The organism is Rhizobium sp. 25PS6 (assembly GCF_032464655.1).
GTDB classification, from domain to species: Bacteria; Pseudomonadota; Alphaproteobacteria; order Rhizobiales; family Rhizobiaceae; genus Rhizobium; species Rhizobium laguerreae.
Genome location: NZ_JAWDIV010000003.1, coordinates 14,545 through 37,564, shown reverse-complemented (window position 1 = coordinate 37,564; position 23,020 = coordinate 14,545). Strand labels below are relative to the sequence as shown.

The 23,020-nt window shown below is 62.0% G+C and carries 21 protein-coding genes; 4 read left to right on the top strand and 17 right to left on the bottom strand.

Going from position 1 to position 23,020, the window contains the following annotated elements; all coding sequences use genetic code 11:
- The first annotated feature begins 528 nt into the window (after nucleotides 1-528).
- The 3 genes from RWK44_RS04790 (at nucleotide 529) to trmFO (ending at nucleotide 2,641) form a co-directional block, all read left to right on the top strand.
- Nucleotides 529-675, top strand: a complete 147-nt coding sequence (locus RWK44_RS04790) for a DUF1127 domain-containing protein (protein WP_003539019.1) — start codon at nucleotides 529-531, stop codon at nucleotides 673-675.
- Nucleotides 676-970: 295 nt separating this feature from the next.
- Nucleotides 971-1,114, top strand: coding sequence for a DUF1127 domain-containing protein (locus RWK44_RS04785; protein ID WP_003539017.1), 144 nt, complete (start codon nucleotides 971-973; stop codon nucleotides 1,112-1,114).
- Nucleotides 1,115-1,207: 93 nt separating this feature from the next.
- Nucleotides 1,208-2,641, top strand: coding sequence for a methylenetetrahydrofolate--tRNA-(uracil(54)-C(5))-methyltransferase (FADH(2)-oxidizing) TrmFO (trmFO, locus tag RWK44_RS04780; protein ID WP_316028445.1), 1,434 nt, complete (start codon nucleotides 1,208-1,210; stop codon nucleotides 2,639-2,641).
- Nucleotides 2,642-2,651: 10 nt separating this feature from the next.
- Here trmFO and RWK44_RS04775 read toward each other — a convergent pair whose 3' ends face one another.
- From RWK44_RS04775 to yajC, 5 genes are all read right to left on the bottom strand, one after another.
- Nucleotides 2,652-3,119 carry a hypothetical protein gene (locus RWK44_RS04775; RefSeq protein WP_077981162.1) on the bottom strand — a complete coding sequence of 156 codons (468 nt, stop codon included), beginning with the start codon at nucleotides 3,117-3,119 and terminating at the stop codon, nucleotides 2,652-2,654.
- A gap of 71 nt (nucleotides 3,120-3,190) precedes the next feature.
- Nucleotides 3,191-4,048 carry a phytoene/squalene synthase family protein gene (locus RWK44_RS04770; RefSeq protein WP_316028444.1) on the bottom strand — a complete coding sequence of 286 codons (858 nt, stop codon included), beginning with the start codon at nucleotides 4,046-4,048 and terminating at the stop codon, nucleotides 3,191-3,193.
- Between the two features lie 2 nt (nucleotides 4,049-4,050).
- A complete protein-coding gene (locus tag RWK44_RS04765) occupies nucleotides 4,051-4,437 on the bottom strand; it encodes an Mth938-like domain-containing protein (RefSeq protein ID WP_003539009.1) in 387 nt (128 codons plus the stop codon).
- A 4-nt stretch (nucleotides 4,438-4,441) separates the two neighbouring features.
- The gene (gene secDF / locus RWK44_RS04760; protein WP_132609693.1) at nucleotides 4,442-6,982 is read right to left on the bottom strand and encodes a protein translocase subunit SecDF; all 2,541 of its coding nucleotides are present in this window, start codon (nucleotides 6,980-6,982) and stop codon (nucleotides 4,442-4,444) included.
- 45 nt (nucleotides 6,983-7,027) lie between these two features.
- A complete protein-coding gene (gene yajC / locus RWK44_RS04755) occupies nucleotides 7,028-7,375 on the bottom strand; it encodes a preprotein translocase subunit YajC (protein WP_003539006.1) in 348 nt (115 codons plus the stop codon).
- A 306-nt stretch (nucleotides 7,376-7,681) separates the two neighbouring features.
- Between yajC and RWK44_RS04750 the strand changes: the two genes are divergently transcribed.
- A complete protein-coding gene (locus RWK44_RS04750; RefSeq protein ID WP_131663885.1) occupies nucleotides 7,682-8,554 on the top strand; it encodes an ATP-binding protein in 873 nt (290 codons plus the stop codon).
- Between the two features lie 130 nt (nucleotides 8,555-8,684).
- Here the strand turns inward: RWK44_RS04750 and RWK44_RS04745 are convergent, their stop codons facing one another.
- The 12 genes from RWK44_RS04745 to argS form a co-directional block, all read right to left on the bottom strand.
- Entirely contained in the window at nucleotides 8,685-10,286 is a 1,602-nt protein-coding gene (locus RWK44_RS04745; protein ID WP_131663884.1) for a peptidoglycan DD-metalloendopeptidase family protein, read from the bottom strand.
- A gap of 138 nt (nucleotides 10,287-10,424) precedes the next feature.
- Entirely contained in the window at nucleotides 10,425-11,078 is a 654-nt protein-coding gene (locus RWK44_RS04740; RefSeq protein ID WP_011651660.1) for a protein-L-isoaspartate(D-aspartate) O-methyltransferase, read from the bottom strand.
- Nucleotides 11,075-11,848, bottom strand: coding sequence for a 5'/3'-nucleotidase SurE (gene surE, locus RWK44_RS04735; RefSeq protein WP_316028443.1), 774 nt, complete (start codon nucleotides 11,846-11,848; stop codon nucleotides 11,075-11,077). Before surE ends, RWK44_RS04740 begins: the two co-directional genes overlap by 4 nt.
- 4 nt (nucleotides 11,849-11,852) lie before the next feature.
- On the bottom strand, nucleotides 11,853-13,136 hold the full coding sequence (gene serS, locus RWK44_RS04730) for a serine--tRNA ligase (RefSeq protein ID WP_316028442.1): 1,284 nt from the start codon (nucleotides 13,134-13,136) through the stop codon (nucleotides 11,853-11,855).
- Nucleotides 13,137-13,337: 201 nt separating this feature from the next.
- Complete coding sequence (tatC, locus tag RWK44_RS04725; protein ID WP_316028441.1) at nucleotides 13,338-14,165, bottom strand: twin-arginine translocase subunit TatC; 828 nt, start codon at nucleotides 14,163-14,165, stop codon at nucleotides 13,338-13,340.
- The gene (gene tatB / locus RWK44_RS04720; protein WP_316028440.1) at nucleotides 14,162-14,773 is read right to left on the bottom strand and encodes a Sec-independent protein translocase protein TatB; all 612 of its coding nucleotides are present in this window, start codon (nucleotides 14,771-14,773) and stop codon (nucleotides 14,162-14,164) included. Before tatB ends, tatC begins: the two co-directional genes overlap by 4 nt.
- A 51-nt stretch (nucleotides 14,774-14,824) precedes the next feature.
- A complete protein-coding gene (locus RWK44_RS04715) occupies nucleotides 14,825-15,016 on the bottom strand; it encodes a twin-arginine translocase TatA/TatE family subunit (protein ID WP_003538990.1) in 192 nt (63 codons plus the stop codon).
- Nucleotides 15,017-15,202: 186 nt separating this feature from the next.
- On the bottom strand, nucleotides 15,203-15,919 hold the full coding sequence (scpB, locus tag RWK44_RS04710) for an SMC-Scp complex subunit ScpB (protein WP_316028439.1): 717 nt from the start codon (nucleotides 15,917-15,919) through the stop codon (nucleotides 15,203-15,205).
- On the bottom strand, nucleotides 15,916-16,773 hold the full coding sequence (locus RWK44_RS04705) for a segregation and condensation protein A (protein WP_168281757.1): 858 nt from the start codon (nucleotides 16,771-16,773) through the stop codon (nucleotides 15,916-15,918). Before RWK44_RS04705 ends, scpB begins: the two co-directional genes overlap by 4 nt.
- A gap of 18 nt (nucleotides 16,774-16,791) precedes the next feature.
- Nucleotides 16,792-17,805, bottom strand: coding sequence for a beta-N-acetylhexosaminidase (gene nagZ, locus RWK44_RS04700; protein ID WP_316028438.1), 1,014 nt, complete (start codon nucleotides 17,803-17,805; stop codon nucleotides 16,792-16,794).
- A gap of 111 nt (nucleotides 17,806-17,916) precedes the next feature.
- Entirely contained in the window at nucleotides 17,917-21,159 is a 3,243-nt protein-coding gene (locus tag RWK44_RS04695; RefSeq protein ID WP_316028437.1) for an SPOR domain-containing protein, read from the bottom strand.
- Between the two features lie 62 nt (nucleotides 21,160-21,221).
- Nucleotides 21,222-22,979 (bottom strand): arginine--tRNA ligase, encoded by a 1,758-nt coding sequence (gene argS / locus RWK44_RS04690; protein WP_131663880.1) that lies wholly within the window; start codon nucleotides 22,977-22,979, stop codon nucleotides 21,222-21,224.
- Nucleotides 22,980-23,020 lie beyond the last annotated feature (41 nt).

Below are 23,020 nucleotides of genomic sequence, written 5' to 3'. Positions count from 1 at the left end.
ACTCCTCCTCCCAGCGCGCTGCGATAGACTGGCAACACTCCTCCTCCCAGTTGTCAGTCACCATAACGCGCCCGCCGGATCCTCCCCCGGCGGGCGTTTTTGTTTAGTCAAAGCTTCATTAAAACCTTGGCGGCGAGAGGATTTTCGTCGCATGGCGCCGTCATGCCACATTGTCGTCACGCCGCCCCACCAACCCCGCGAAGGGGTGGGCGACTTCTAATGCGAAACGGAACGCCTCTTTGCAGCGGAAGCACGGGCGGAATCACCGGAGGAAGCAGCGTTTTCTGTTATGGCACCCCATTCGCCCTCTCAGTCGAACTGCTTTTCAAAAGTCATTCTGCCTATTCGTTGACCAAAAAATGGTAAGTCTGCGTCAAATATCCTTTGAGCATTGCATGGGTCGCATAGGTGATCTGAAAACTTGTCTGTTTTAGTCTTTCGCGTCGCAACATATATTCCAGTCATCAAATAGAGGTCAGCGCCGATCGGTGGCTGCTGGCGGATGAAACCCTCGGAAAGGGGCTTAACATGAACTTCTCTCGCTCATTCAATAACTGGCGCAAGTATCGTCAGACCGTCACGGAACTCGGCCGCATGACCAACCGCGAATTGCACGATCTCGGCATCGATCGTTCGGACATCCATCGCGTTGCCCGTGAGGCTTCTCACCGCTAATTCCAGGCGATCCGCTGCTCCTCCCAAGCAGGATTGTTCTCGATTGAAACGCCCGCTGTCCCCACAGCGGGCGTTTTCTTTTGTCTGCATGCGGCTGCCGCGGCGGTTGCAGGTTTTTCCCACTCGTTAGCCCGCTCAAAAAATATCCTCTGCTTAATTGAAGAGCATCATAGTGCACAATTGCATGGCAGACGCCTTTTATTTGCACTGCACAATCGGACGGTTCTCGCCTATATAAACGTCAACCGCAGAGAGACAGGCGATCCCGCCGTCCCGCGGACATAGGAAGAAGACAATGAACCCGATCCGCATTGCAAGAAGCTGGCTCAGCTACCGTCGTACGCTCAATGAACTCGGCGGCCTTTCGAACCAGACCCTGTCCGATATCGGCGTTAGCCGCTACGACATCCGGAATATCGCATCCCGCTCGTTCCGCTAATAGCGAGTACGATGCTTCCAAGACGGCGCCCCAGGGCGCCGTTTTTGATTCCAGGGTGTTGGATCGCACCTGCCGACATGATATCAGCCCGGAATGAAAACGATCTCTTCCTATTCCCCCATCCACGTCGTCGGCGGCGGGCTTGCCGGTTCGGAAGCCGCCTGGCAGATCGCCGGTTCCGGCGTTCCGGTCATCCTGCATGAAATGCGCGGGGTGCGCGGCACGGATGCGCACAAGACCGACGGCCTTGCCGAACTCGTCTGCTCCAATTCCTTCCGTTCCGACGATGCGACCAGCAATGCCGTCGGCGTCATCCATGCCGAGATGCGCATGGCGGGCTCGCTGATCATGGCCGCTGCCGATCGGTGCCAGGTACCGGCCGGCGGTGCGCTCGCCGTCGATCGCGATGGCTTCTCCGAGGCGGTGACCAAAGCGGTCCATGACCACCCGCTCATCACCGTCGTGCGTGAAGAGATCACCGGCCTGCCGCCGAAGGATTGGGATCTAGCCATCGTCGCCACCGGACCGCTGACGGCGCCGTCGCTCGCGAGCGCCATCCAGACGGAAACCGGCGAGGATTCGCTTGCCTTCTTCGACGCCATCGCGCCGATCGTCTACCGCGAGAGCATCGATATGGATATCTGCTGGTATCAGTCGCGCTACGACAAGGTCGGCCCCGGCGGCACAGGCAAGGATTACATCAACTGCCCGATGGACGAAGCGCAGTACAATGCCTTCGTCGATGCGCTGATATCCGGCGATACGGTCGGTTTCAAGGAATGGGAGGGCACGCCTTATTTCGACGGTTGCCTGCCGATCGAGGTGATGGCCGAACGCGGCCGCGAGACGCTGCGCCACGGACCGATGAAGCCGATGGGGCTGACGAACGCGCATAATCCGACGGTCAAGGCCTATGCCGTCGTGCAGCTGCGTCAGGACAATGCGCTCGGTACGCTCTACAATATGGTCGGCTTCCAGACGAAGCTGAAATATGGCGCGCAGGCGGATATCTTCCGGATGATCCCGGGTCTGGAAAATGCGGAATTTGCCCGTCTCGGCGGTCTGCACCGCAACACCTATATCAACTCCCCCACCCTGCTCGATCCGTCGCTGACGCTGAAATCGCGGCCCGGCCTGCGCTTTGCCGGCCAGATCACCGGCTGTGAGGGTTATGTGGAAAGCGCCAGCGTCGGGCTGATGGCCGGGCGTTTCGCTGCCGCGGAACGCAAGGGCGAGGCGATCTCGCTACCGCCGGCGACGACGGCGCTCGGCTCGCTGCTCGGTCATATCACCGGCGGGCATCTCGTCACCGACGAGGAGCCGGGCAAACGATCGTTCCAGCCGATGAACATCAATTTCGGGCTGTTTCCGGAGCTTCAGCCGGGTTCGATCGTCAAACCCGAAGGCGTCAAGCGCTTCCGCGGCAAGGACAAGACGATCATGAAGCGGCAGCTGATCGCACGCCGCGCGCTCGCGGACTGCGCCGCCTGGCTCGGCCAAAATTCGACGTTTGCCGAAAGCGCGTGAGCAGCCACTTCTACTGCTGGTTCGCCGCCGAAATATTGCCGGGCGGCAGGTCCTTATCGGGCTCGGCGATATAATTGCCGAGCAGCCAGAGCGAAACCTCCGAGGCTTCCTTGGCGGTAGCGAATTCGAAATTGCCGTTGTGATGGGGTGCATCGAGAAAGTCGATCACCAGTCCCCTGCCCGTTTCCGAGCCGATGACGCGCACCCGGCCCGGCTCGATCACGTGGCAGGAGAAATGGCGCGACATATTGCGCATGAAGCCGGCCTTGTTGTCGTGCAGGCGCACAAAGACGGCCTGGCCGTTTTCCGTCGCCTGCAGCTGACGGATCGCCTCGTTCGGAAAGGCACGGCCGAACTCGATGATGGCGAGGCCCGTGTCATGCAGGCCATCTTCCTTGTTCTGCGCGGCCATGCGCGTTGCCACGAAAGCAAAGAAAATGACGATGACGAAAAGGACGCACCAGACGATAATGCCCACGCCGAGTCTCCGTTCAAAGGGTAGCGGTGGAAGCCTTGTAACGCGCGAGACTTGCGCGAATTTGACCGATATCAGATTTTTCGGCGTGCGGCAGCCAGCCCCATCCGCAGCTGGCGGCGCCATTGCGGCGGCTGCAGCGACCGGTCGAACACCAAGGCCCCGCGTTTCTGCGCCATGACGAGCACCGGTTCGGCAAGCGTCGCCGGCAGGAAGGCTGGAAAGACGGCCGGCGCAATCGGCCCCGCCGCCCTCGCCTTTGCCAGATGTTCGCGACCGAGGCCGGCGAAGGCCTCGATGGCGGCAGAGATGCGCGGCCTGTCTTCGCCGGCGAGGAAGGCATCGCGGTCGAGACCGGTGGCGGAAAGGATCTGCAGCGGAATATAGATCTGGCCGCGGCGGCGATGCAGCGGCATCAGCAGCAACAGCCCGGCGACCGCCTGGGCGACGCCGGCATGGCCGGCGGCGTCGGCCGAACGTGCGGCTTCCTCCGGCGAAAGCACCAGGCTTGCGAGCTGAATCAGCGCCGATGCGGTTTCGCCGGCATAGCCTTCAAGCGAAAGACGTGTCTCCATCGGATCGTCATAGAGATCGAAGGTACGGGCCTCGATCATGTCGATCAGCGTCTTGCGCGGCAGGCGGTGCGTTTCGATCGCGATCAAAAGGGCTGCGGCGACGGGATTGGCCGCCGTCGAGCCGTGTGCGCTGCCTTCCAGAAGATCGTGCCAATATTGCAGCCGCACCTGACCGGGCAAGGGCTCGTGGACGAGATCGCGGATGCGGGCAAGCTCGGCGTTGAAGGCGTAAAGAGCTGCGAGCGCGCCGCGCTTTTCCTCCGGCGACAGCAGACAGGCGAGATAGCGGTCGCGATCGCTGTCACGCAGCATCGCCAGGCAGATCTCCTGGTTGGTCGCAATATGCGCATCAGTCATCGTCAGACCGCAATCAACGCCGCGGCGACGGCACGCTGCTCTGCGAGCATGATGTTGAAGGTGCGCACTGCAGCCCCGGTGCTCATCGGATCGGAGGAGATGCCGCGCGACTTCAGCGCCAGCCTCAATTCTTCGGGCAGACGGCGAAGCTCGGTTCCAGTACCGACGAGCAGAACCTCGATATCGGCGGCCTCATCCAGCACCCGACGAAAATTTTCAGGCGACAGCGGTTTCGACATGTCCATATCCCAGCCATGAATGCCGGAGGGCAGGCAAAGGATCGAGCCGCGATGCGACATGTCGGCAAAACGAAAGCCGCCATTGCCGTAAGCATCGATCGGAGCGCGCCCGGGGAAATGCGCGGCGCGGATTTCTATGCCTTTTGCCATGTTTTCAAACCACCGTGCCGGATTTTACACCAGCATCCGTCTTGTTGCTCTCTTCCCCGTCGGGAGCCTCTGGCCGCAGCCGGAAGACGATCAAGACAGGAGCGGCGATATAGATCGAAGAGAAGGTGCCGAGAGCAACGCCGAAGAGCATCGCAAAGGTGAAGGAACGGATGACTTCACCGCCGAAGAGAAGGAGCGCCAGCAAGGCGATCAGCGTCGTCGCCGCGGTCAGAACGGTGCGCGACAGCGTCTGATTGATCGAAGCATCGATCAGGATCGACAGCGGCATCTTCTTGTATCGCTTCAGATTCTCGCGCATTCGGTCGTAGACCACGACCGTATCGTTCAGGGAGTAACCGACGATGGTCAGCACGGCGGCGACGCTCGTCAGGTTGAACTCGATGCCGGTGAGGACGAAGAGGCCGAGCATGATGATGACATCGTGCAGCGTTGCGACGATGGCGCCGACCGCGAACTGCCATTCGAAGCGGATCCAGATGTAGATCAGGATCGCCGCAAGTGCTGCAAGCACGCCGAGCGTCGCCATCATCGTCAATTCGCCCGAGATGGCAGGGCCGACGACCTCGACGCGGCGAAAATCATAATCTTCCTGGAACTCGCCGCGCACCAGCGTCGCCGCCGACTGCTCGGCATTTTCGCCGCCGCCCTGGGAAGCGATGCGGATCCGCGCGTTCGCCGGCCCGCCCGTGGGCTCGACATTGATCTCACCGAGATTGAGATCATTAAGGCGCGCGTTGAGATCGGCGATGTCGGCATTGCCTTGCTTCGCCGTCACCTCGATGAGCGAACCGCCGGTGAAATCAATGCCGAGATGCAGGCCGACGGTGGCAAAGGCGGCCATGGCGATCAGCGAGATGACCGCCGACGCCGTAAAGACATAACGGCGGATCCCCATGAAGCGGATATTGGCGTGTTCGAAAAGGTGCGTCAGAACGCTCTTCGGCAGATGCCGGGGATGGCGCCTTCTCAACCAGACGGCAACGATCGAGCGTGTCAGCGTGAAAGCCGTGAAAACGGTCGTCAGGATGCCGATCGCGAGCGTCACGGCGAAACCGCGGATGGATTCGCTGCCGAGGAAGAAGAGGATGATGGCGGCAATGAAGATCGTGACGTTCGCGTCGACGATGGTTGCGAATGCGCGCGAGAAACCGCGTCCGACGGCCTCCGCAAAGGAATGGGTGGTTTTTTCCTCTTCGCGAATTCGCTCATAGATCAGAACATTCGAGTCGACCGCCATGCCGACGATCAGCACGATTCCGGCAATCCCCGGCAAGGTTAGCGTCGCGCCGGCAAGGCTGAGCACTGTGACGATGAGGATCAGGTTGAGGAAGAGCGAGGCGACGGCGATGAGGCCGAGGATGCGATAGAGCGCGATCATCAATGCCGCGACCAATACGACGGCGACGAGGCCGGCAACGAGACCGTTGAAGATGGAATCGGCGCCGAATCTCTGACTGACGCTGCGTTCCTCGACGCTGGTCAGCGTCGCCGGCAAGGCGCCGGCGCGCAGCATGATCGCAAGGTCGCGGACGCCACCCTCGGAGAAGTTTGCCGAAATCCGGCCCTCGCCGCCGGTGATCGCCGCATCGATGACCGGTGACGACATCACCTGGTCGTCAAAGACGATGGCAAGGTGCTTGCCGATATTCTGCCCCGTCGCCTGCGCCAGCCGCTCTTTGCCTTCGGCATCGAGACGGTAGGCGATCGAGGTGTCCTGTGTCTGTGGATCGACGACAGGCTCTATATCGACCATGTTGCTGCCGGTGATGAACGCTGTGCGGTCGACAAGGTACGGCACCGGCGGATCGTCAAGCGAATAGAGCACCTGCGATGTCGCCGGCCAGCGGCCGTTCAGCGCCTCCTGCCCGGACATGCTTTCGTCGATCAGATGAAAGGAAAGTTTGGCCGGCTGGTTGAGGATGTTCTTCAGCCGCTCCGCATCGATCGATCCCAACACCTGCACGACGATGCGGTCGGCGCCATCGGGGCGAACGAGGAAATTATCATTGCCCAATCCGGCGATGCGGCGGCCAACGATATCGAGCGAGCGGGTCCGGGCGGAAGCGACGTCAGCAGTAATGCCGGCGTCGGAAATCTGCAGCGAGAGCTGCCCCTGGTCACCCTGCTGCAGGGCGACCTCAGGTCCCGAATGTCCACCAGCCGTCGTCAAAGGCTTCAGGAGATCGACCGCCGCCTGTGTCTGGGCCGCATCGGTGATCCGCACGGTAACGGTCTGGTCATTGCCGGTCAGCCCGGTATAGCGGATGCCGGCGCCGCGTAGCGCGTTGCGCACATTGGCGACCACCTCTTCCAGGCGGTCCCTGACGATATCGGAACGCTCGACCTTCAGAACGATATGCGAGCCGCCCTGCAGGTCGAGACCAAGCACTACGCGGTCGTGCCGCAACCAGTCCGGCAAGGAAGATCGCTGCGCCTCAGTCAGCAGATTGGGCGCAGCGATGACGATGGCCGCAAACGCGACCAGCCAAATCAGAAGTGTTTTCCAGCGGGAAAAATGCAACATTCTCTCGACGATCTTCCGATCCGGCGGTCCTGCGGTTATCGCTTGTTACGCCGCGTCGGCCTTGACCGGTTCACCCTTGACGCGAATTTCGGAGATGCCGCTGCGGACGATGCGCACGCGCACGCCGTCAGCGATCTCGACTTCGACTTCCTTTTCGTCGATCACCTTGGTGACCTTGCCGACGAGGCCGCCACCGGTGACGACCTGGTCGCCGCGACGGATCGCCTTCAGGGTCTCCTCACGCTTTTTTGCCTGCGCGCGCTGCGGACGGATCAGCAGGAAGTACCAGACGACCATCAGCGGCACGAACAGGATGATCATTTCGAAACCGGAGCCGCCGAATCCTGTTGCGGTATCGGTCGCGCTCTGGGCGAATGCCGGGGTGATGAACATGCTAAACTCCTCAGGCTTGGGCGGCGGAACTCCGCCTCTCTTTTCAGGTTGCCGGACTATAGTTACGGCTTCGATGAATGCAACAGAAACAGCCGGAAACAGTACCGATTCCGCTGCCTCATAACCTTTCCGCCGTCAAAACGCCATGCTAAAGCGCGTCGCATCGAACTTGATCGATGCGACGCGCTTTAGCTCTTTTGTTTTCAAGCATGTCGCCCGGAACGGCTCCACACTTCCGGGCGACATGCATCAGCGGCATCGAAAGATCAAAGCGGATTGCCGCAGTGAGAAATCAGGAGGCCACCGATGACCGAGGAAATCAACACAGCCCTGCTTGCCGAGATGAAACGGCTCGCAGACGCCGTCGAGCGTCTTGCCGGACCGGCACCTGCTCTCAACGACTGGGATGCTGCCGACTGTTTCGTCTGGGCGCCCCTGCGCCAGCATCTGCAGCCGGTCAGGAGGCCGAACCGGGTGGCGCTGACGCTCATCCGCGGCGTCGATCACGTGCGCGACATCCTGCATGAGAATACGGTGCGTTTCGCCGAGGGCTATGCCGCCAACAATGTGCTGCTCTGGGGCGCGCGTGGCATGGGCAAATCCTCACTGGTCAAGGCCGTGCACGAGGATGTCAGGCGCGAAAACAGCGCCTCGCTGAAACTGGTCGAAGTCCATCGTGAAGATATCGCTAGCCTTCCCAATCTGCTCGACCTCCTGAAGGACACGCCGTACCGCGTGATCGTCTTCTGCGACGATCTCTCCTTCGATCACGACGATACCGCCTACAAGTCGCTGAAGGCGGCGCTCGACGGCGGCGTCGAAGGGCGGCCGGACAATGTGCTCTTCTACGCCACCTCCAACCGGCGCCATCTCCTGCCGCGCCACATGATGGAAAACGAGCAGTCGACGGCGATCAATCCGTCGGAAGCGGTCGAGGAGAAGGTTTCGCTTTCCGACCGCTTCGGCCTCTGGCTCGGCTTCCACAAATGCAGCCAGGAGGATTATCTCGGCATGATCGACGGCTATGCCGATCACTTCAAACTCGGGCTCGAACGCGACAAGATGCATGCCGAAGCGCTGGAATGGGCAACGACGCGCGGCGCACGCTCCGGCCGCGTCGCCTGGCAGTATATTCAGGACTTGGCCGGACGCATGCGGGTTCACATAGACCGGGACTGAAGCGCGTCGCGCCAATTCAAATTCAGGCGACACATGTCGTTATCCCAAAACCGCTGCACGATTTGATCGGCATCCAAAAGACAAAAGCCCGGCTGATGGCCGGGCTTTTGCGATTCCTGGCACGCTGTACCTATTCCAGGAAAGTCATCGGATTGACCGGAGACGCGTCCTTGCGCACCTCGAAATGGACCTGCGGCTGCTTGACGTCGCCGCTCATGCCGGAGACGGCGACGGTCTGGCCGCGCTGGATCTTCTGGCCGCGGGTGACGCTCAGCGTATCGGCGTTGCCGTAGACGGTGACGGTGCCGTCGTCGTGACGGACGAGAACCGTGTTGCCGAGTTCCTTCAGGCCGTTGCCGGCATAGATGACGACGCCGTTTTCGGCGGCTTTGATCGGCGTGCCCTGCGGGACCGAGATGTCGATGCCGTCATTGCGGTTGCCGTTGACGTTGGCGCCATATGAAGCAATGACCTGGCCGCGTACCGGCCAGCGATATTTGCCGATGCCGGTCGATTCCGGCGCGGCGGAGCTGACGTCAGACTTCTTCTCGACATCGTCGACGGTCTGAGTGGCGGCCGGTGCCTTATAGGGCGCGGGCTGAACGGAAGCCGTCTGCTGGGCAGCCGCCGGCTGGGTCGGCTTCGGATCGACCTTCTCAGCCGGGATCGAGGCGGTCTTGATATTGTCGGCGGTGCCGTTCGGGATCTTCAGAGCCTGACCGATGCGGAGCGAGCTGGCCGAAAGATTGTTGGCGGCCTTGAGGTCGTCGACATTGCTACCGGTCGCCTTGGCAATCTTTGCCAGGGAATCGCCTTGCTTGACGACATAGGTGCCGGCAGGCGCCTTCGGATCCTTGCCGGCGCCGGCGGGAAGTTTGCCGGTGACATCGCCACTCGCCAGCGTCTTGTCGCGGGCGGAATTGGCGTTTGGAACGACGGCGACGTTCTGCTCAGGTGCCTTCGGCGCCGGGATCTTGCCGGGCTTGGAAAGATCAGCCGCCTGCGACGCCGCCTTGGCGGCATTGCCGCCGTTGAGGGTCGGGATGAGGACCGCCTGGCCAGGCTGGGCGGCAGATGCCGTCTTCAGGTTGTTGACGCGCAGAATTTCTTTTTCGGGTACGCCAAAGCGCCTCGAGAGCGTGGCGATGCTTTCACCCGGACGCAGCGTCACCGATGGAGCGTTGGTCGCGGACCAGCCGGAAACCTTCGGCGTCGTGCCGGTCGTCAGCGCATCAGGCATCACCTTGGGTGCCGCCGGCGCCACCAATCGGGGCCTTTCGACCTGCGGCGCAGCTGGGAAAGGCTGGGCGAGCGCAACTTCCTTTTCCCGCTGCCGGGATGGTGCCGCCGCGGTCGGCGCGGCCAGATCTGAACGCTGCACTGAGACCGGCGCGGAAGCGAGACGTGCGCTCGAGCTCGACGTGCGGGTCGGATCGTAACCCTGGCGGGCGGGATAAGGCTGGTTCAGTGCGTCATTGCCGCCGCCGTAGCCTGACTGGCCGGCAACGGCCGAACTGCTAAGATCGGCGCGCGGCACCGGATCGCCCTGAGAACCGTTCATATTCCTACGCGGAATGGAACTTGTGGTGATCTGGTCCTGCCCGGAGGAGGAAAACAAGCCGCCAAACCGTGTCACATCGGAACTGCAGCCTGTTGCGGCACTTGCCAGCAGGCTAACAACCAGAAGATTACCGGCCGACTTCCCGAACTTTGGCGAAAGACTGAAACGCATGACTCGACCCACTGAGAACGCAACCATTTGTGAGTCTATTAAAACGCGTTAGTATTACCACGCGGTTAAGATGCTGGAATCAGTGCGATTTTTTTGAGAAGTTGATAACCATAGCTTACAGGTGAAAAATCGCAGTGCCTAAAGCAGCGAGGCAAGCCGCGGAACGATCGGCAGATAGGGCGCCTCGAATAACTCCTCGCGTTCGAAGCGGCTGCCGGTTTTCGTCAGTCGCACCATGCGACACTCGTTCTCGGAAATCATCAGCGGCGCGATCATCGAGCCGCCGGAAACGAGCTGGTCGGTATAAAAGCGCGGCATCGCGTTGAAGGCGGCCGTCACCAGGATGCGGTCGAAGGTGCCCTCACCCTGCATGCCGGCGCTGCCGTCGGCCTGGCGGATGACGACGCTGCGCAGACCAAGCGATTCCATGCGCCGCTGCGCGGCTGATGTCAGCGTCTTGTAGCGGTCGATGGACAGAACACGCTCGGCCAGGCGGCCCATCACGGCGGCGGTAAAGCCGCTTCCAGTGCCGATCTCCAGGACGCGCTGGCCGGGCTTGAGCTTCAGGTGATGCAGGATGCGGACGGCAAAATCGATGCCTTCGAGGAAGGAACCGCATTCGATCGGGATCGTCCGGCTCGAATAGGCGTCGTCGGCGAATTGCGGCGGCACGAACAACGAACGCTGCGTCTGCTCGACCGCCGTCAGCAGATCGAGGTCCGAGATGCCTTCGGCACGCAATCTGAGGACGAGCGCCGCAAAGCCCTCCTTCTCCGCCAGTCTTGCCGTCAAACTTGTGCTCCGTATCCCAAGGCCCGCGCCACGCGGTCCGTCACGGAATAATCGGTCAGATCCAGTTTCAAAGGCGTTACCGAAATCTTATTATGCTTCAGGGCGTGAATATCGGTGCCTTCAACGAAGGCGCCGGCGCGTTCGCCAAACTTCAGCCAGTAGTAAGGAAAGCCCCGGCCGTCGGAGCGGGCGTCGACCTGCAGATTGAAGGCGAGCTTGCCCTGCATGGTCACCTCGGCGCCGTCGACCTCGTCGGGACGGCAGTTCGGGAAATTGAGATTGAGGAACGTGCCCTCCGGCAGGTCCAGAACCATCAGCTTTTCCAGAAGAGCCGGCGCATGCGTCTCGCAGACCTCCCAGGGTACGATGCGCGCACCGTCCTCATAGAGATAGGCCTGGCTCAGCGCGAAGGAGCGCACGCCCTGCATCGTGCCCTCGATGGCGCCGGCGATCGTGCCGGAATAGGTCACGTCGTCGGCAACGTTCGTGCCTGAATTGACGCCCGACAGGACGAGATCCGGCTTGATATCCATCACCTGCCTGATGCCCATGATGACGCAATCGGTCGGCGTGCCGCGCAGGGCGAAATGCTTGTCGGAAATCTTGCGCAGCCGCAAAGGTTCGGAAAGGCTCAGCGAATGGGCCAGGCCGCTCTGGTCGGTCTCGGGCGCCACGATCCAGACATCGTCGGACAGCGTGCGCGCGATCCGCTCCAACGCGGCAAGACCTTCGGCGTGAATGCCGTCGTCATTCGTAAGCAGGATGCGCATCGCCTCAAGCCGCCCGTTCGATTTTGGTCAATCCGCCCATATAAGGCAGCAAAACGTCCGGAATCGTGACGGAACCGTCCTCATTCAGATAATTTTCAAGGACGGCGATCAGGCAGCGGCCGACCGCCGTGCCGGAACCATTCAGCGTGTGGACGAACCTGTTGCTCTTGTCGTCCTTGCCGCGGTAGCGCGCATTCATCCGCCGACCCTGAAAATCGCCGCAGACCGAGCAGGAAGAGATTTCACGGAAGGCATTCTGCCCCGGCAGCCAGACTTCGAGATCGTAGGTCTTGCGCGAGCCGAAACCCATGTCGCCGGTGCAAAGCGTCATGGTGCGGAAATGCAGGCCGAGGCGCTTCAGCACTTCCTCGGCGCAAGCGGTCATGCGCTCATGCTCGGCAACGGCGCTCTCGGCATCGGTGATCGAGACGAGCTCGCATTTCCAGAACTGATGCTGGCGCAGCATGCCACGCGTATCGCGGCCCGCGGAGCCTGCTTCCGAACGGAAGGACGGCGTCAGCGCGGTGAAGCGCAGCGGCAGATTTTCCTGATCGAGGATTTCCTCGCGCACCAGATTGGTCAGGGTCACTTCGGCCGTCGGAATCAGCCAGCGGCCATCCGTCGTCCTGAAGAGATCCTCGGCGAATTTCGGCAGCTGGGCGGTGCCATAAACGGCCTCGTCGCGCACCATCAGCGGCGAGCTGACTTCGGTATAGCCGTGCTCGCTGGTGTGGAGATCGATCATGAACTGACCGAGCGCGCGCTCGAGCCTGGCGAGCGGCCCGGTCAGGACCGTGAAGCGCGAGCCGGAGAGCTTGGCGGCGCGTTCGAAATCCATATAGCCGAGCGCTTCGCCGATTTCGAAGTGCTCCTTCGGGGCGTGGTTCCAGCGTGGCTTTTCGCCGACGGTGCGGGTGACGACATTGTCATGCTCGTCCTTGCCGACCGGGACGTCGTCGAAGGGTATGTTCGGGATGCGCGACAGCGCATCGTTGAGTTCGGCCGTCAGTTGCCGGTCTTCTTCCTCGATCGCCGGCAGCAAGGTCTTGAGTTCAGAGACCTCCGACTTCAGCTTCTCCGCCAGCTCGCTATTCTTCTGGGCCATCGCCGCGCCAATATCCTTGGAGGCGAGGTTACGGCGGGACAGCAGGTCCTGCGCCTTCTGCACAGCGGAGCGGCGCTTTTCATCGAGGGCAACGAGACTTTGGGCCAGAGGCTCCGCGCCGCGCTTGGCGAGGGCGGCATCGAGCGCTTCGGGATTCTCACGGATCCATTTGATATCGAGCATCGTCGTTCCAGGTCGTTGCAACAGAGGTGGCCCGGCCAAAGCCTGATATGGCCTCGACCGGATGTTACAGCGCCGCCCTGTCTTTTCAGACGCGCAAAGGACACCGCAACACTTTGAATTGCTGCTTAATTCCTTAAACCGATTCCAATTTAAGGAATACGCAGTCGACGGCGTTCATGAAGGGATTTCCGGGATCGCCGCTCAGACGCTGTCCGTCTTGGCAACGTCTGCGGATCCGGTTTCCTTTTCGACCGCCCGCCGGGCACGCTGGCGCTCCACGAGTCGCGCCGCATAGATGGAAATCTCGTAGAGAAGGATCGTCGGTATCGCAAGGCCGATCTGGGACATCGGGTCCGGCGGCGTCAGCACGGCAGCGACGACGAAGGCGAGGACGATGGCAAACTTGCGCTTTTCGGCGAGCCATTGCGACGTCAGAAGACCGACACGGGCGAGCAGCGTGGTGATGACAGGCAGTTGGAAGACGAGTCCGAAGGAAAAGACCAGCGTCATGATCAGGCTCAGATATTCCGAGACCTTCGGCATCAGCGAGATCGCTATTTCGTCATGACCCGGCGCCTGCTGCATCGACAGGAAGAACCACATGACCATCGGCGTGAAGAAGAAATAGACGAGCGCACCGCCCATCAGGAACAGGACCGGAGAGGCGATCAGGAACGGCAGGAAAGCCTGACGCTCGTTCTTGTAGAGGCCGGGCGCCACGAACTTGTAGACCTGGGCGGCGATGATCGGGAAAGCGACCACAAGGCCGCCGAACATCGCCACCTTGACCTGGGTGAAGAAGAACTCCTGCGGCGCGGTGTAGATGAGTTGGGCCTTCTCGACGTCGAGATTAGCCCACACGACCGCTGTCTTGTATGGGATGACCAGATAATTGAAGAGATTCTTGGCAAAAAAGAAGCATGCAATGAAGGCGGCGAAAAACGCGCCGATCGACCACATCAGCCGCGTACGCAGCTCCATCAGGTGCTCGATCAACGGCTGCGGCTTGTCTTCGATATCACCGCTCATGCCTCGTCCTTCTTTGTCTGCGCAGGCTTCTTCGGCGTTGCAGGCTTCCTGACCGCCGTCGTGCGTTTCGGCTTTTCCACAGGCACTGCAACGGCGGCGGCGGCATCGACCTGGTCAGCAGGCTTGACGCGCGGCTTGCGCACGGCTTTCGGCTTGGCGGCAACCGTATCGGCTTGCACAATCGCTGCGGCGACGGGTTCAGGCGACGCAGGTGTCGCTACCAATTGCGGCGTTTCCGGCAGGCTCATCGACGGCGTCGGGGCTGCGACGGCATCGGGCGGCACCTCGGTCTTGTTCTCCGTGACCGTGGTCGACTTCTGCAGGTCGGCCTTGATCTCGTTGCCCATTTGGCGAAGCGGGTTCATCGCCTCGCGCAGGCTGTTGACCGGGTTCAGTTTCTGGGCGTCGCTGATTGTCTGGCGGACATCGTCAAGCTCGGCTTCGCGCAACGCTTCGTCGAATTGCACACGGAAATCACCCGCAACCTTGCGGGCACGCTGCGTCATCTTGCCGAAAGCGCGCAGCATCGGCGGCAAATCCTTCGGACCGACGACCACGATCAGGACGACCGCGATGACCAAAAGCTCGGTCCAGCCAATATCGAACATGCAAGGCTCCTGGACGGGAAGCGCGGGGGCTGCGCTTTTTCCCGGACTTGGTTACTTCGTTTCGTCGGCCTTGTGATCGACGGTCTTTGCCGTATCCGGCGCGTCTTCGTCCGTCATGCCCTTCTTGAAGCTCTTGATGCCCTTGGCAACATCGCCCATCAGTTCAGGGATCTTGCCGCGACCGAACAACAACAGCACGATGACCAGAACGATCAACCAGTGCCACATGCTAAAGGAACCCATCATTACGCTAACTCCCTGTTTCTATGTTCCCACGATGTGGGGATTTCCCACACCGTTTCCAACATCAAGCCCTTTGAATTGAGCTTAATGTCACGGTATCGCCCTTTGTGACAAGCCATCGACCCATCGAAAAGTGGTGGCCACCATTGTTTTCGCCATGCATGGCAAAAGCAAGACGCAGGCCCCTCAATCTTCGGAGGTGCCGCGCGGTGCCAGCAACCCCAGTTCCTCGAGGTCCATCTGGGTGATCGGGTCCTCGTCCTCGGTCAGTTCGTCGTTCATCAACGGCGAGGGAATGTTGAAGTTCGCCGGAATGCGGCCCGACAGCAAGCCCGCTCCCTTCAACTCTTCGAGACCGGGCAGGTCACGCAGCTCTTCGAGACCGAAATGGTCGAGGAAATCCCGTGTCGTGCCCAATGTCACCGGCCGGCCCGGCGTGCGCCGGCGGCCACGGAACCGCACCCAGCCAGCTTCCATCAGCACGTCGAGCGTGCCGCGCGAGGTCTGGACGCCTCGGATGTCCTCGATTTCGGCACGCGTCACCGGCTGGTGATAGGCGATGATCGCCAGCACTTCCAGTGCTGCGCGCGAAAGCTTCTTCACCTCATTGTCATCACGGCGGATGACGAAGGACAGGTCGGCGGCGGTGCGGAAGGCCCAGGCGCCTTCGACCTGCACGAGATTGACGCCGCGCGGCGCATATTGCGCCTTCAGGCGGAGCATGATCGCGTGCACGTCGGTTTTCTCAGGCAGGCGCTCGGCGAGGAAACCTTCGGAGACCGGTTGCGAGGAGGCAAAAACCAGCGCCTCGGCAATGCGCTCGGCCTCGATCTCAGCCTGCAGGTCGCGGCCCCTGTCTTCGAAATTGCCTTCGAAATCTTCTTCGCCCTTCAGATCGATCAAGCCGGCCGCTCCTGTTCGACCACCTGCAGCGTGGCATGTTTCGGACCGCGGCGCATGTATATCGGCTGAAAGGCGCCGTCCTGGCGGATTTCGAGCTTGCCCTCGCGCACCAGCTCCAGCGAGGCAGCAAAGGCGCTGGCGATTGCCGTGACGCGCTCTTCGGGCGCTGCGAGATACCGCAGCAGATAATGTTCCATCGCCGTCCAGTCGGCGACCTCGCCGATCATCTGCGTCAGCAGCTCGCGGGCATCGGTCAGCGACCAGACCGTGCGCCGCTCGATCGTCACCTGGGTGACGGCATGGCGCTGGCGCAGCGCCGCATAGGCGGTCAGGAGATCATAAAGGCTCGCCGCATAAGCGGATTGCTGGCGATCGGGAATATGCTCGGGCGCGCCGCGCACAAAGATATCGCGGCCGAGGCGATTGCGGTTGACGAGGCCGTCTGCCGCCTGGCGCATGGCTTCGAGGCGTTTCAGGCGGAAGGCGAGCGTTGCCGCCAGTTCCTCGCCGGAAGGGCCGTCATCCTTGATCTGCTGGGGAATGAGCAGCTTCGATTTGAGATAGGCAAGCCAGGCCGCCATGACGAGGTAATCCGCGGCAAGCTCGATGCGGATACGCCGGGCGCTTTCGACGAACAACAGATATTGCTCGGCGAGCGCCAGCACCGAAATGCGCGACAGATCGACCTTCTGGTTGCGGGCGAGATAGAGCAACAGGTCGAGCGGGCCTTCGAAGCCGGCGACGTCGATCACCAGCGCCGGCTCGTGGCTGGCGCGCTCGGCACCGTTATCCTGCCACAGCTTGTCCATCGGCGTTGCCGCCTGCGGACGTTCCGTGCCCTTGACCGTGTTCACCTAACTGCTCCCTTACGATCAGACCGTCGCAAAAATCGCCTCGAATTCCGCCCTCAATTCCGCTTCATCGGCGGTATCCGGCGCCGCGAAGCCCGCTTCCACCGCTTTTGCGCGGGCAAGCGATATGCCGGCGAGCGGTGGAACATTTGCCACAACCTCCCGCATCTCGTCCATATTGCCATTGCAATGCAGCACGATATCGCATCCGCCTGCAATGATATTCGCTGCACGTTCACCGATCGTGCCGGAAAGAGCGTTCATCGAGCTGTCGTCGGAGAGCAGCAGACCGTTAAAGCCGATGTGCTCGCGGATGATGCCGTCGATCACCTTGCGCGAGGTCGTCGCCGGATTGTCCGGGTCGATGGCGGCGAAAACGACGTGGCAGGTCATGGCCATCAACTCGTCCTTCATCGCGACAAAGGGCGGGAAGTCATGGAGCTCCAGCTCATCGCGCGAGACGGTGACGACGGGCAGCTCCAGATGTGAATCCGCAAAGCCGCGACCATGGCCTGGCATATGCTTCATGACAGGCAACAGGCCGCCGGCCTTCAGCCCCTCGGCAGCCGCCCGGCCCATCGCGATGACGGTCTGCGGATCGCCGCCATAGGCGCGGTCGCCGATGACGTTGCTGCTGCCCGCGACCGGCACATCGAGCACCGGCAGGCAATCGACATCGATGCCGAGGCTCGAAAGATCGAAGGCGTGCAGCCGCGACATCAGCCAGGCGGCGCGCAGACCGAGTGCGCGATCGCGGCGATAGAGATCGCCGAGCGCCTGGCCGGAAGGATAACGCGTGAGAATGGGAGGGCGGATGCGCTGGACGCGGCCGCCCTCCTGGTCGATCAGCACCGGCGCATGCCAGCCGACGCTGTCGCGCAGTTCGGCGACGAGATCGGCGATCTGCCGTGCTTCGGAGATGTTGCGCCCGAAGAGGATGAAGCCCCAGGGGCGCCCGCCCCGGTAAAAGGCTTTCTCTTCGGATGTGAGGGCAAGGCCGCTGCAGCCAAGGATCATCGCTTTTGATTCGGTCATGTCAGAATCTTAGAGCGGAGCCCGGCCAGATGCGAGCAAGGTCGGGCGCGATGCACAAAAAAGAGCGGCGGACCGATCCGGCCCGCCGCTCTGATATTCACAGACGCGATCCTACCTGGAGATCAGGCAGCTTCCACCCGCCGCGCGATACTGTTCGCAGAGTGCTGCGGCCTCATCCTTGGAACCGGCCGGAATGCGGACACGGTAGAAAGTGCCCTTGCCGGCGATATCGGCCCTGCGGATCTCGTGGCTGCGGCCGCCAAGCACGCCGGCGAATTTCTTCGACAGGTTGGCATAGGATTTGGTCGCCTCGTCTTCCGAAGGCAGCGAGGCGATCTGGATGCCGTAGCCGCCGGCAGATGCGGCTTGCTGCGGTTTTGCGGCGACTGGTGCTGCGGCCGCGACCTCCGTCGACTTCGGCTGCTGGGCAGGCGGGCGGACATTGCCCTTCTCGGTGACGGTGCCGACGACGTTGACGGGCTGGTCGGCCGGACGGGCGGTCGGAATGGGAGCGGTATCGGCAATCCCCGCGGTTTTGACTGGGCGCACCGGCGGAGCGACCGGGGCCGGATTTGCGGCCTGCGCGTCGGCACTGCCGGGGAGCGGCGGCTGTACCGGCGCGGTTTCGACGGGGGCTACAGAACGCGCATCGGCGGAAGCAACCTCGGCGCTTGCCGGGAAGCTTGCGGCCGTTCCACCGACGGGAGGTACAGCCGGGCTCGATTGCGCAGGCGGGGTCGACGGAGCCGTCGACGTCGGCTGAGCCGGCGGCATCGGCTGGGCAGACGGTGTCCCCTGAGCAGACTGCGTCGCCTGGGCAGACTGTGTCGGCTCGTCGACGGGCGCCGGTTCCTCGCGGGCGACCAACGTACCGTCAGGCTTGACGATCATCGTGCGGACCTTGCGCGGCGAAACGGACGGCGTCTTGTCAGTGTTGGTCGCCGAAGCGTTGTCGGCGTTGTCCTGGGTTGGCAGCAGACGCGGATCTTCCGTCTCACCGACCGCAGTCGGCGTGACCTGATCGTCGACGCTGGCGTTCTCGTCGTCCTCGGGCAGCGCTTCCGGTGTCAGCGTGCGCTGGACCACATCGACGGGCGCCTCATCGGAAGAAACGAGCGCCTTCTGCTTCGGCTCTTCGGCAGAACCGGCAACGCGGTCGTAGACGGCCTTATCCTGGTTCGGCACGGTCTTGCCGCCAGGATTTTCCGGAACGACCTTGACCGGCTCCTTGTCGGCGGTGATCACGCGCGGCTCGCCGATTGCTACAATGCCGAGCCCCTCGCCGTTCCAGACGGAGGAATAGACGCCATAACCGACGCCAGCAAAGACCACGAGCACGACGGCCCCGGCAAGCAGCTGGCGCATCGATCGGGCGCGGCTGAAATCAGCGGCCTGGCTTGCCGATTCGATACGGACCTCCGAGGTCTCGCGGCGCTCGACCGGCTCGCGCACGCTGCGGCGGAAATCTTCCTCCAGCGCCCGTTCGAAATCATCGAGGCCATCGGCGATGGTGGGCTTCACCGGCTGTGCAGCGGCGGCGGCCGTATCCCGGACCGGCGTCGGCGTCTGCCGCGGTTTGGCCGGTTCAAAGAAGCTGGCGATCTCGGCGTCGAGATCGAAATCGAAATCCGCAGATTTCGCGACCGGCGCGGGCTGCTCGACCGGCGGCAGCGCCGGCACGTGCATGTCGTCGACGGCCTCGGGACGATCCTCCGGATCGGAGATCATCGCCGGATCGAATGGCAGATCTTCGGTCGATTCGGAGACAGGCGTCCAGTTGAAAGCCGGAGCCGGAGCTTGAGCTTGAGCCTGCGGCTCGGGAACGAAGGCCGGAGCGGACCGTGCAGGAGCGGCAGCAGCCTGCTCAAAAGCAGGAGCCGGCGGCTCAGGAGCAAAAACCGGAGCGGGCCGAGGAGCGACGGCAGCGGCCTGCTGGGGAGCAGGGGCTGGCGGCTCAGGCTGCGGTGCGGGCTCGGACGGCTCGGAGAAATCGAGATCGGTCAGTTCCAGCTCGATGCCGGCAAGATCCAGCTCGAAATCATGGCCGGCGAAGGGGTCGTCGGCTTCCGGTGCCGGCTGCGGCGTCGGCGAATATGCCGCTGCGGCAGGCTGAGGCGTACCGACCTCGGCAAGCTGCGGCGCGATCGGACTTGCGGCTTCGGCCGCATAGACCGGGGCCGGCTCGACCGGAGCAGACCGGACGGTTGCTGCGGCGAGCGGTGCGGGCGCGATCACCTCGGACTGAACAGGTGCGGCGGCCACGGGAGCGACCGGAACGGGCGCTGCCTCGATCGATGCGGGTTGCGGCGAGACGGGCGCCGGATTGGCACGTTGCGGCACCGGATAACGCGAGACGTCGGCGAGCAGATCGTCGAGATCGAATGTGCCGGCGGTGTGCGGAACATCAGGCACGACCTCGGTCAGCGCGGCATCGGCCTGGATCTCGCCTTCGACGGCGGCGGCGATGAGATCGAAACCGGCATCGGACCCGAAATCCTCCACCTCTTCCCCGACTTCGACGAATTCTTCGGTCTCAGCGGTCTCTTCCGGCGCGATCACCTCATCATGGCGATCGAGTTCGGCGGGAAAGCCAAGTGACGGAGAAGCGGATTCGAATTCTTCGGAAGGTTCGACAGCGGCGACAAGCGCCGACGGCTCGATGACAGGTTGAGGCTCGATCACAGGAAGATCGGCGGATGGCGCTTCAGCAACCGGTGCGGCGACCGTTTCGGCGACAGACTCCGGCAAAACAACCGGTTCCTCGCGCCTCGGGGCATGGAAATTGGCAAGCGGCAGCCTGATGCTGGCAGCCGACCATTGCGGCGCCTTGGTGGGCTGCACCAGCGAAGAGACCGGTGCTGCGCCGATCGACAGTTCAAGCTCCTCGATCAGGTCGCGCGCCCCGCCGAAGGCCGATTGCACCGACGCGTCGGGCTCGGGAGAAAGCTGCTCCGCCCAGTCGGCGACAGATGCGTCCCCATTTCCTGCGGCGGGCAAAGCTTCGTCGGCCTCAACGGCAGCGACGGAAACCGGCTCAGGAGCCTCCGCATGTTCGGCAGCGGAAGAAACATCGAGAACGGGCTCGACGTAATCTTCAGGCCTGAGGTCATCAGAGATCGGTTCGGCGGGCCGGTCGAGCTCTGCAAGCGGACGCGGCGAATCGTAGCGATCGAACTCGCGCCCAAGCTCGTCCTCGAGATCGAGGGCAGGCTCGCGGCGTGCGGTCTCCATCACCGTATTCGCTGCAACACGCGGCTCGAAGCCGACGATACGGGCCAGTTCAGCCAACGGATCATCGTCGGCAAACAGATCGTCTTTTCCGCGCGTATCATACGCAAGTTGTTTATCAGCCATGCCTATTCCCACTCGCAAACGCCAACGCTCAAATGCCAGCGCATTGTGGGGAAATGGTGACGTTATCGCATTTCGTCCGGTGCGGCAGTGCCTGTAATGGCAAGTCCCGACTTCAAAACCGACGCGACGGCGTACACCAGCCCAAGTCTGGCAATACTTGATTCTCGGTTTTTATCATTAACAAATCGTAATTCCGGCTGATCTTTACCTTTGTTCCAGTGCGCGTGGAAGGAACTGGCGAGGTCGTAGAGGTAAAAAGCGATACGATGCGGCTCCTGCGACTGGGCCGCCGCCTCGACGATACGCGGGAATTCAGCAAGCTTGGCGACAAGCTGCAATTCGGCCGGATCGCCAATGCCTGCAACGGTTTTCGCCAGTTTCTCGTGGGAGAGGTCGAGGTCGGGAAAAGCCTCCCTCGCCTGCCGGAAGACCGACATGCAGCGAGCATGCGCATACTGCACATAAAAAACAGGATTATCTTTCGACTGTTCCGTCACTTTGGCGAAATCGAAGTCGAGCGGCTCGGAATTCTTGCGATAAAGCATCATAAACCGGACCGAATCACGGCCGACTTCTTCGACGACGTCCCGAAGCGTGACGAAATCGCCCGAGCGTTTCGACATCTTCACCGGCTCGCCGTTGCGATAGAGCTTGACGAGCTGGCAGAGCAGTACCGTCAGCTTCGCCTTACCATCCGAAACACCGCGTGCAACCGCTTCCAGGCGCTTGACGTAGCCGCCGTGGTCGGCGCCGAGCACATAGATCATTTCGTCGAAACCGCGGTCGAACTTGTTCTTGAAGTAAGCGACGTCGGCGGCGAAATAGGTGTAGGAACCGTCCGACTTGATCAGCGGCCGGTCGATATCGTCACCCACCTCGGTCGAACGGAACAATGTCTGTTCGCGATCTTCCCAGTCCTCGGGAAGCTGGCCCTTCGGCGGCGGCAGCGTGCCCTTGTAGACATAGCCCTTGAAGGTCAGGTCGTTGATCGCCGTGCGGATCGCAGCTGCAACATTGGCATGCAGGGTGCGTTCGGAGAAGAAGACGTCGTGATGGACGTTCAGAGCTGCCAGATCCTCACGGATCATCACCATCATCGCATCGATGGTGCGATCCTTGACGATCGGCATCCATTGGTCTTCCGGCATATTGTGCAGCCGCACGCCGTAATCGGCGGCGAGCGACTGGCCGACGGGCACGAGATAGTCGCCGGGATAGAGACCCGAGGGGATTTCGCCGATCTTTTCGCCGAGCGCTTCGCGATAGCGCAGGAAGACGGAACGGGCGAGCACGTCAATCTGCGAGCCGGCATCGTTGATGTAATATTCCTTCTCGACGCCGTAACCGGCAAAAGCGAGCAGGTTGGCGAGCGCGTCGCCCACGACGGCGCCCCGGCAATGGCCGACATGCATAGGGCCGGTCGGATTGGCCGAGACATATTCGACATTGACCTTCTTGCCCTCGCCGAGCGTCGAGCGGCCGTAATCGGTGCCGGCGCCGATCATCGAGGCGAGCAACCGCTGCCAATAGCCGACCGCGAGACGGATGTTGATGAAGCCGGGACCCGCGACCGAGACATCGGCGACGTCAGCATCCTCCTTGAGCTTGGCGATGATGACGTCGGCCAGCGCGCGCGGATTGGTCCCGAGCGGTTTTGCCAGCACCATTGCGGCATTGGTCGCGACATCGCCATGGCTCGCGTCACGCGGCGGCTCGACGGTGATGCGGCCGAAATCGAGCTCGGATCGCTTTTCCCTGACCAGATCGATCTGTTCAAGGGCGGTTTTGATCCTGGCTTCGAAGTCGGTAAAAAGGTTCATCGCACTCTTCCATGCATAGGCTGTGCCAAAGGCTCAAATCG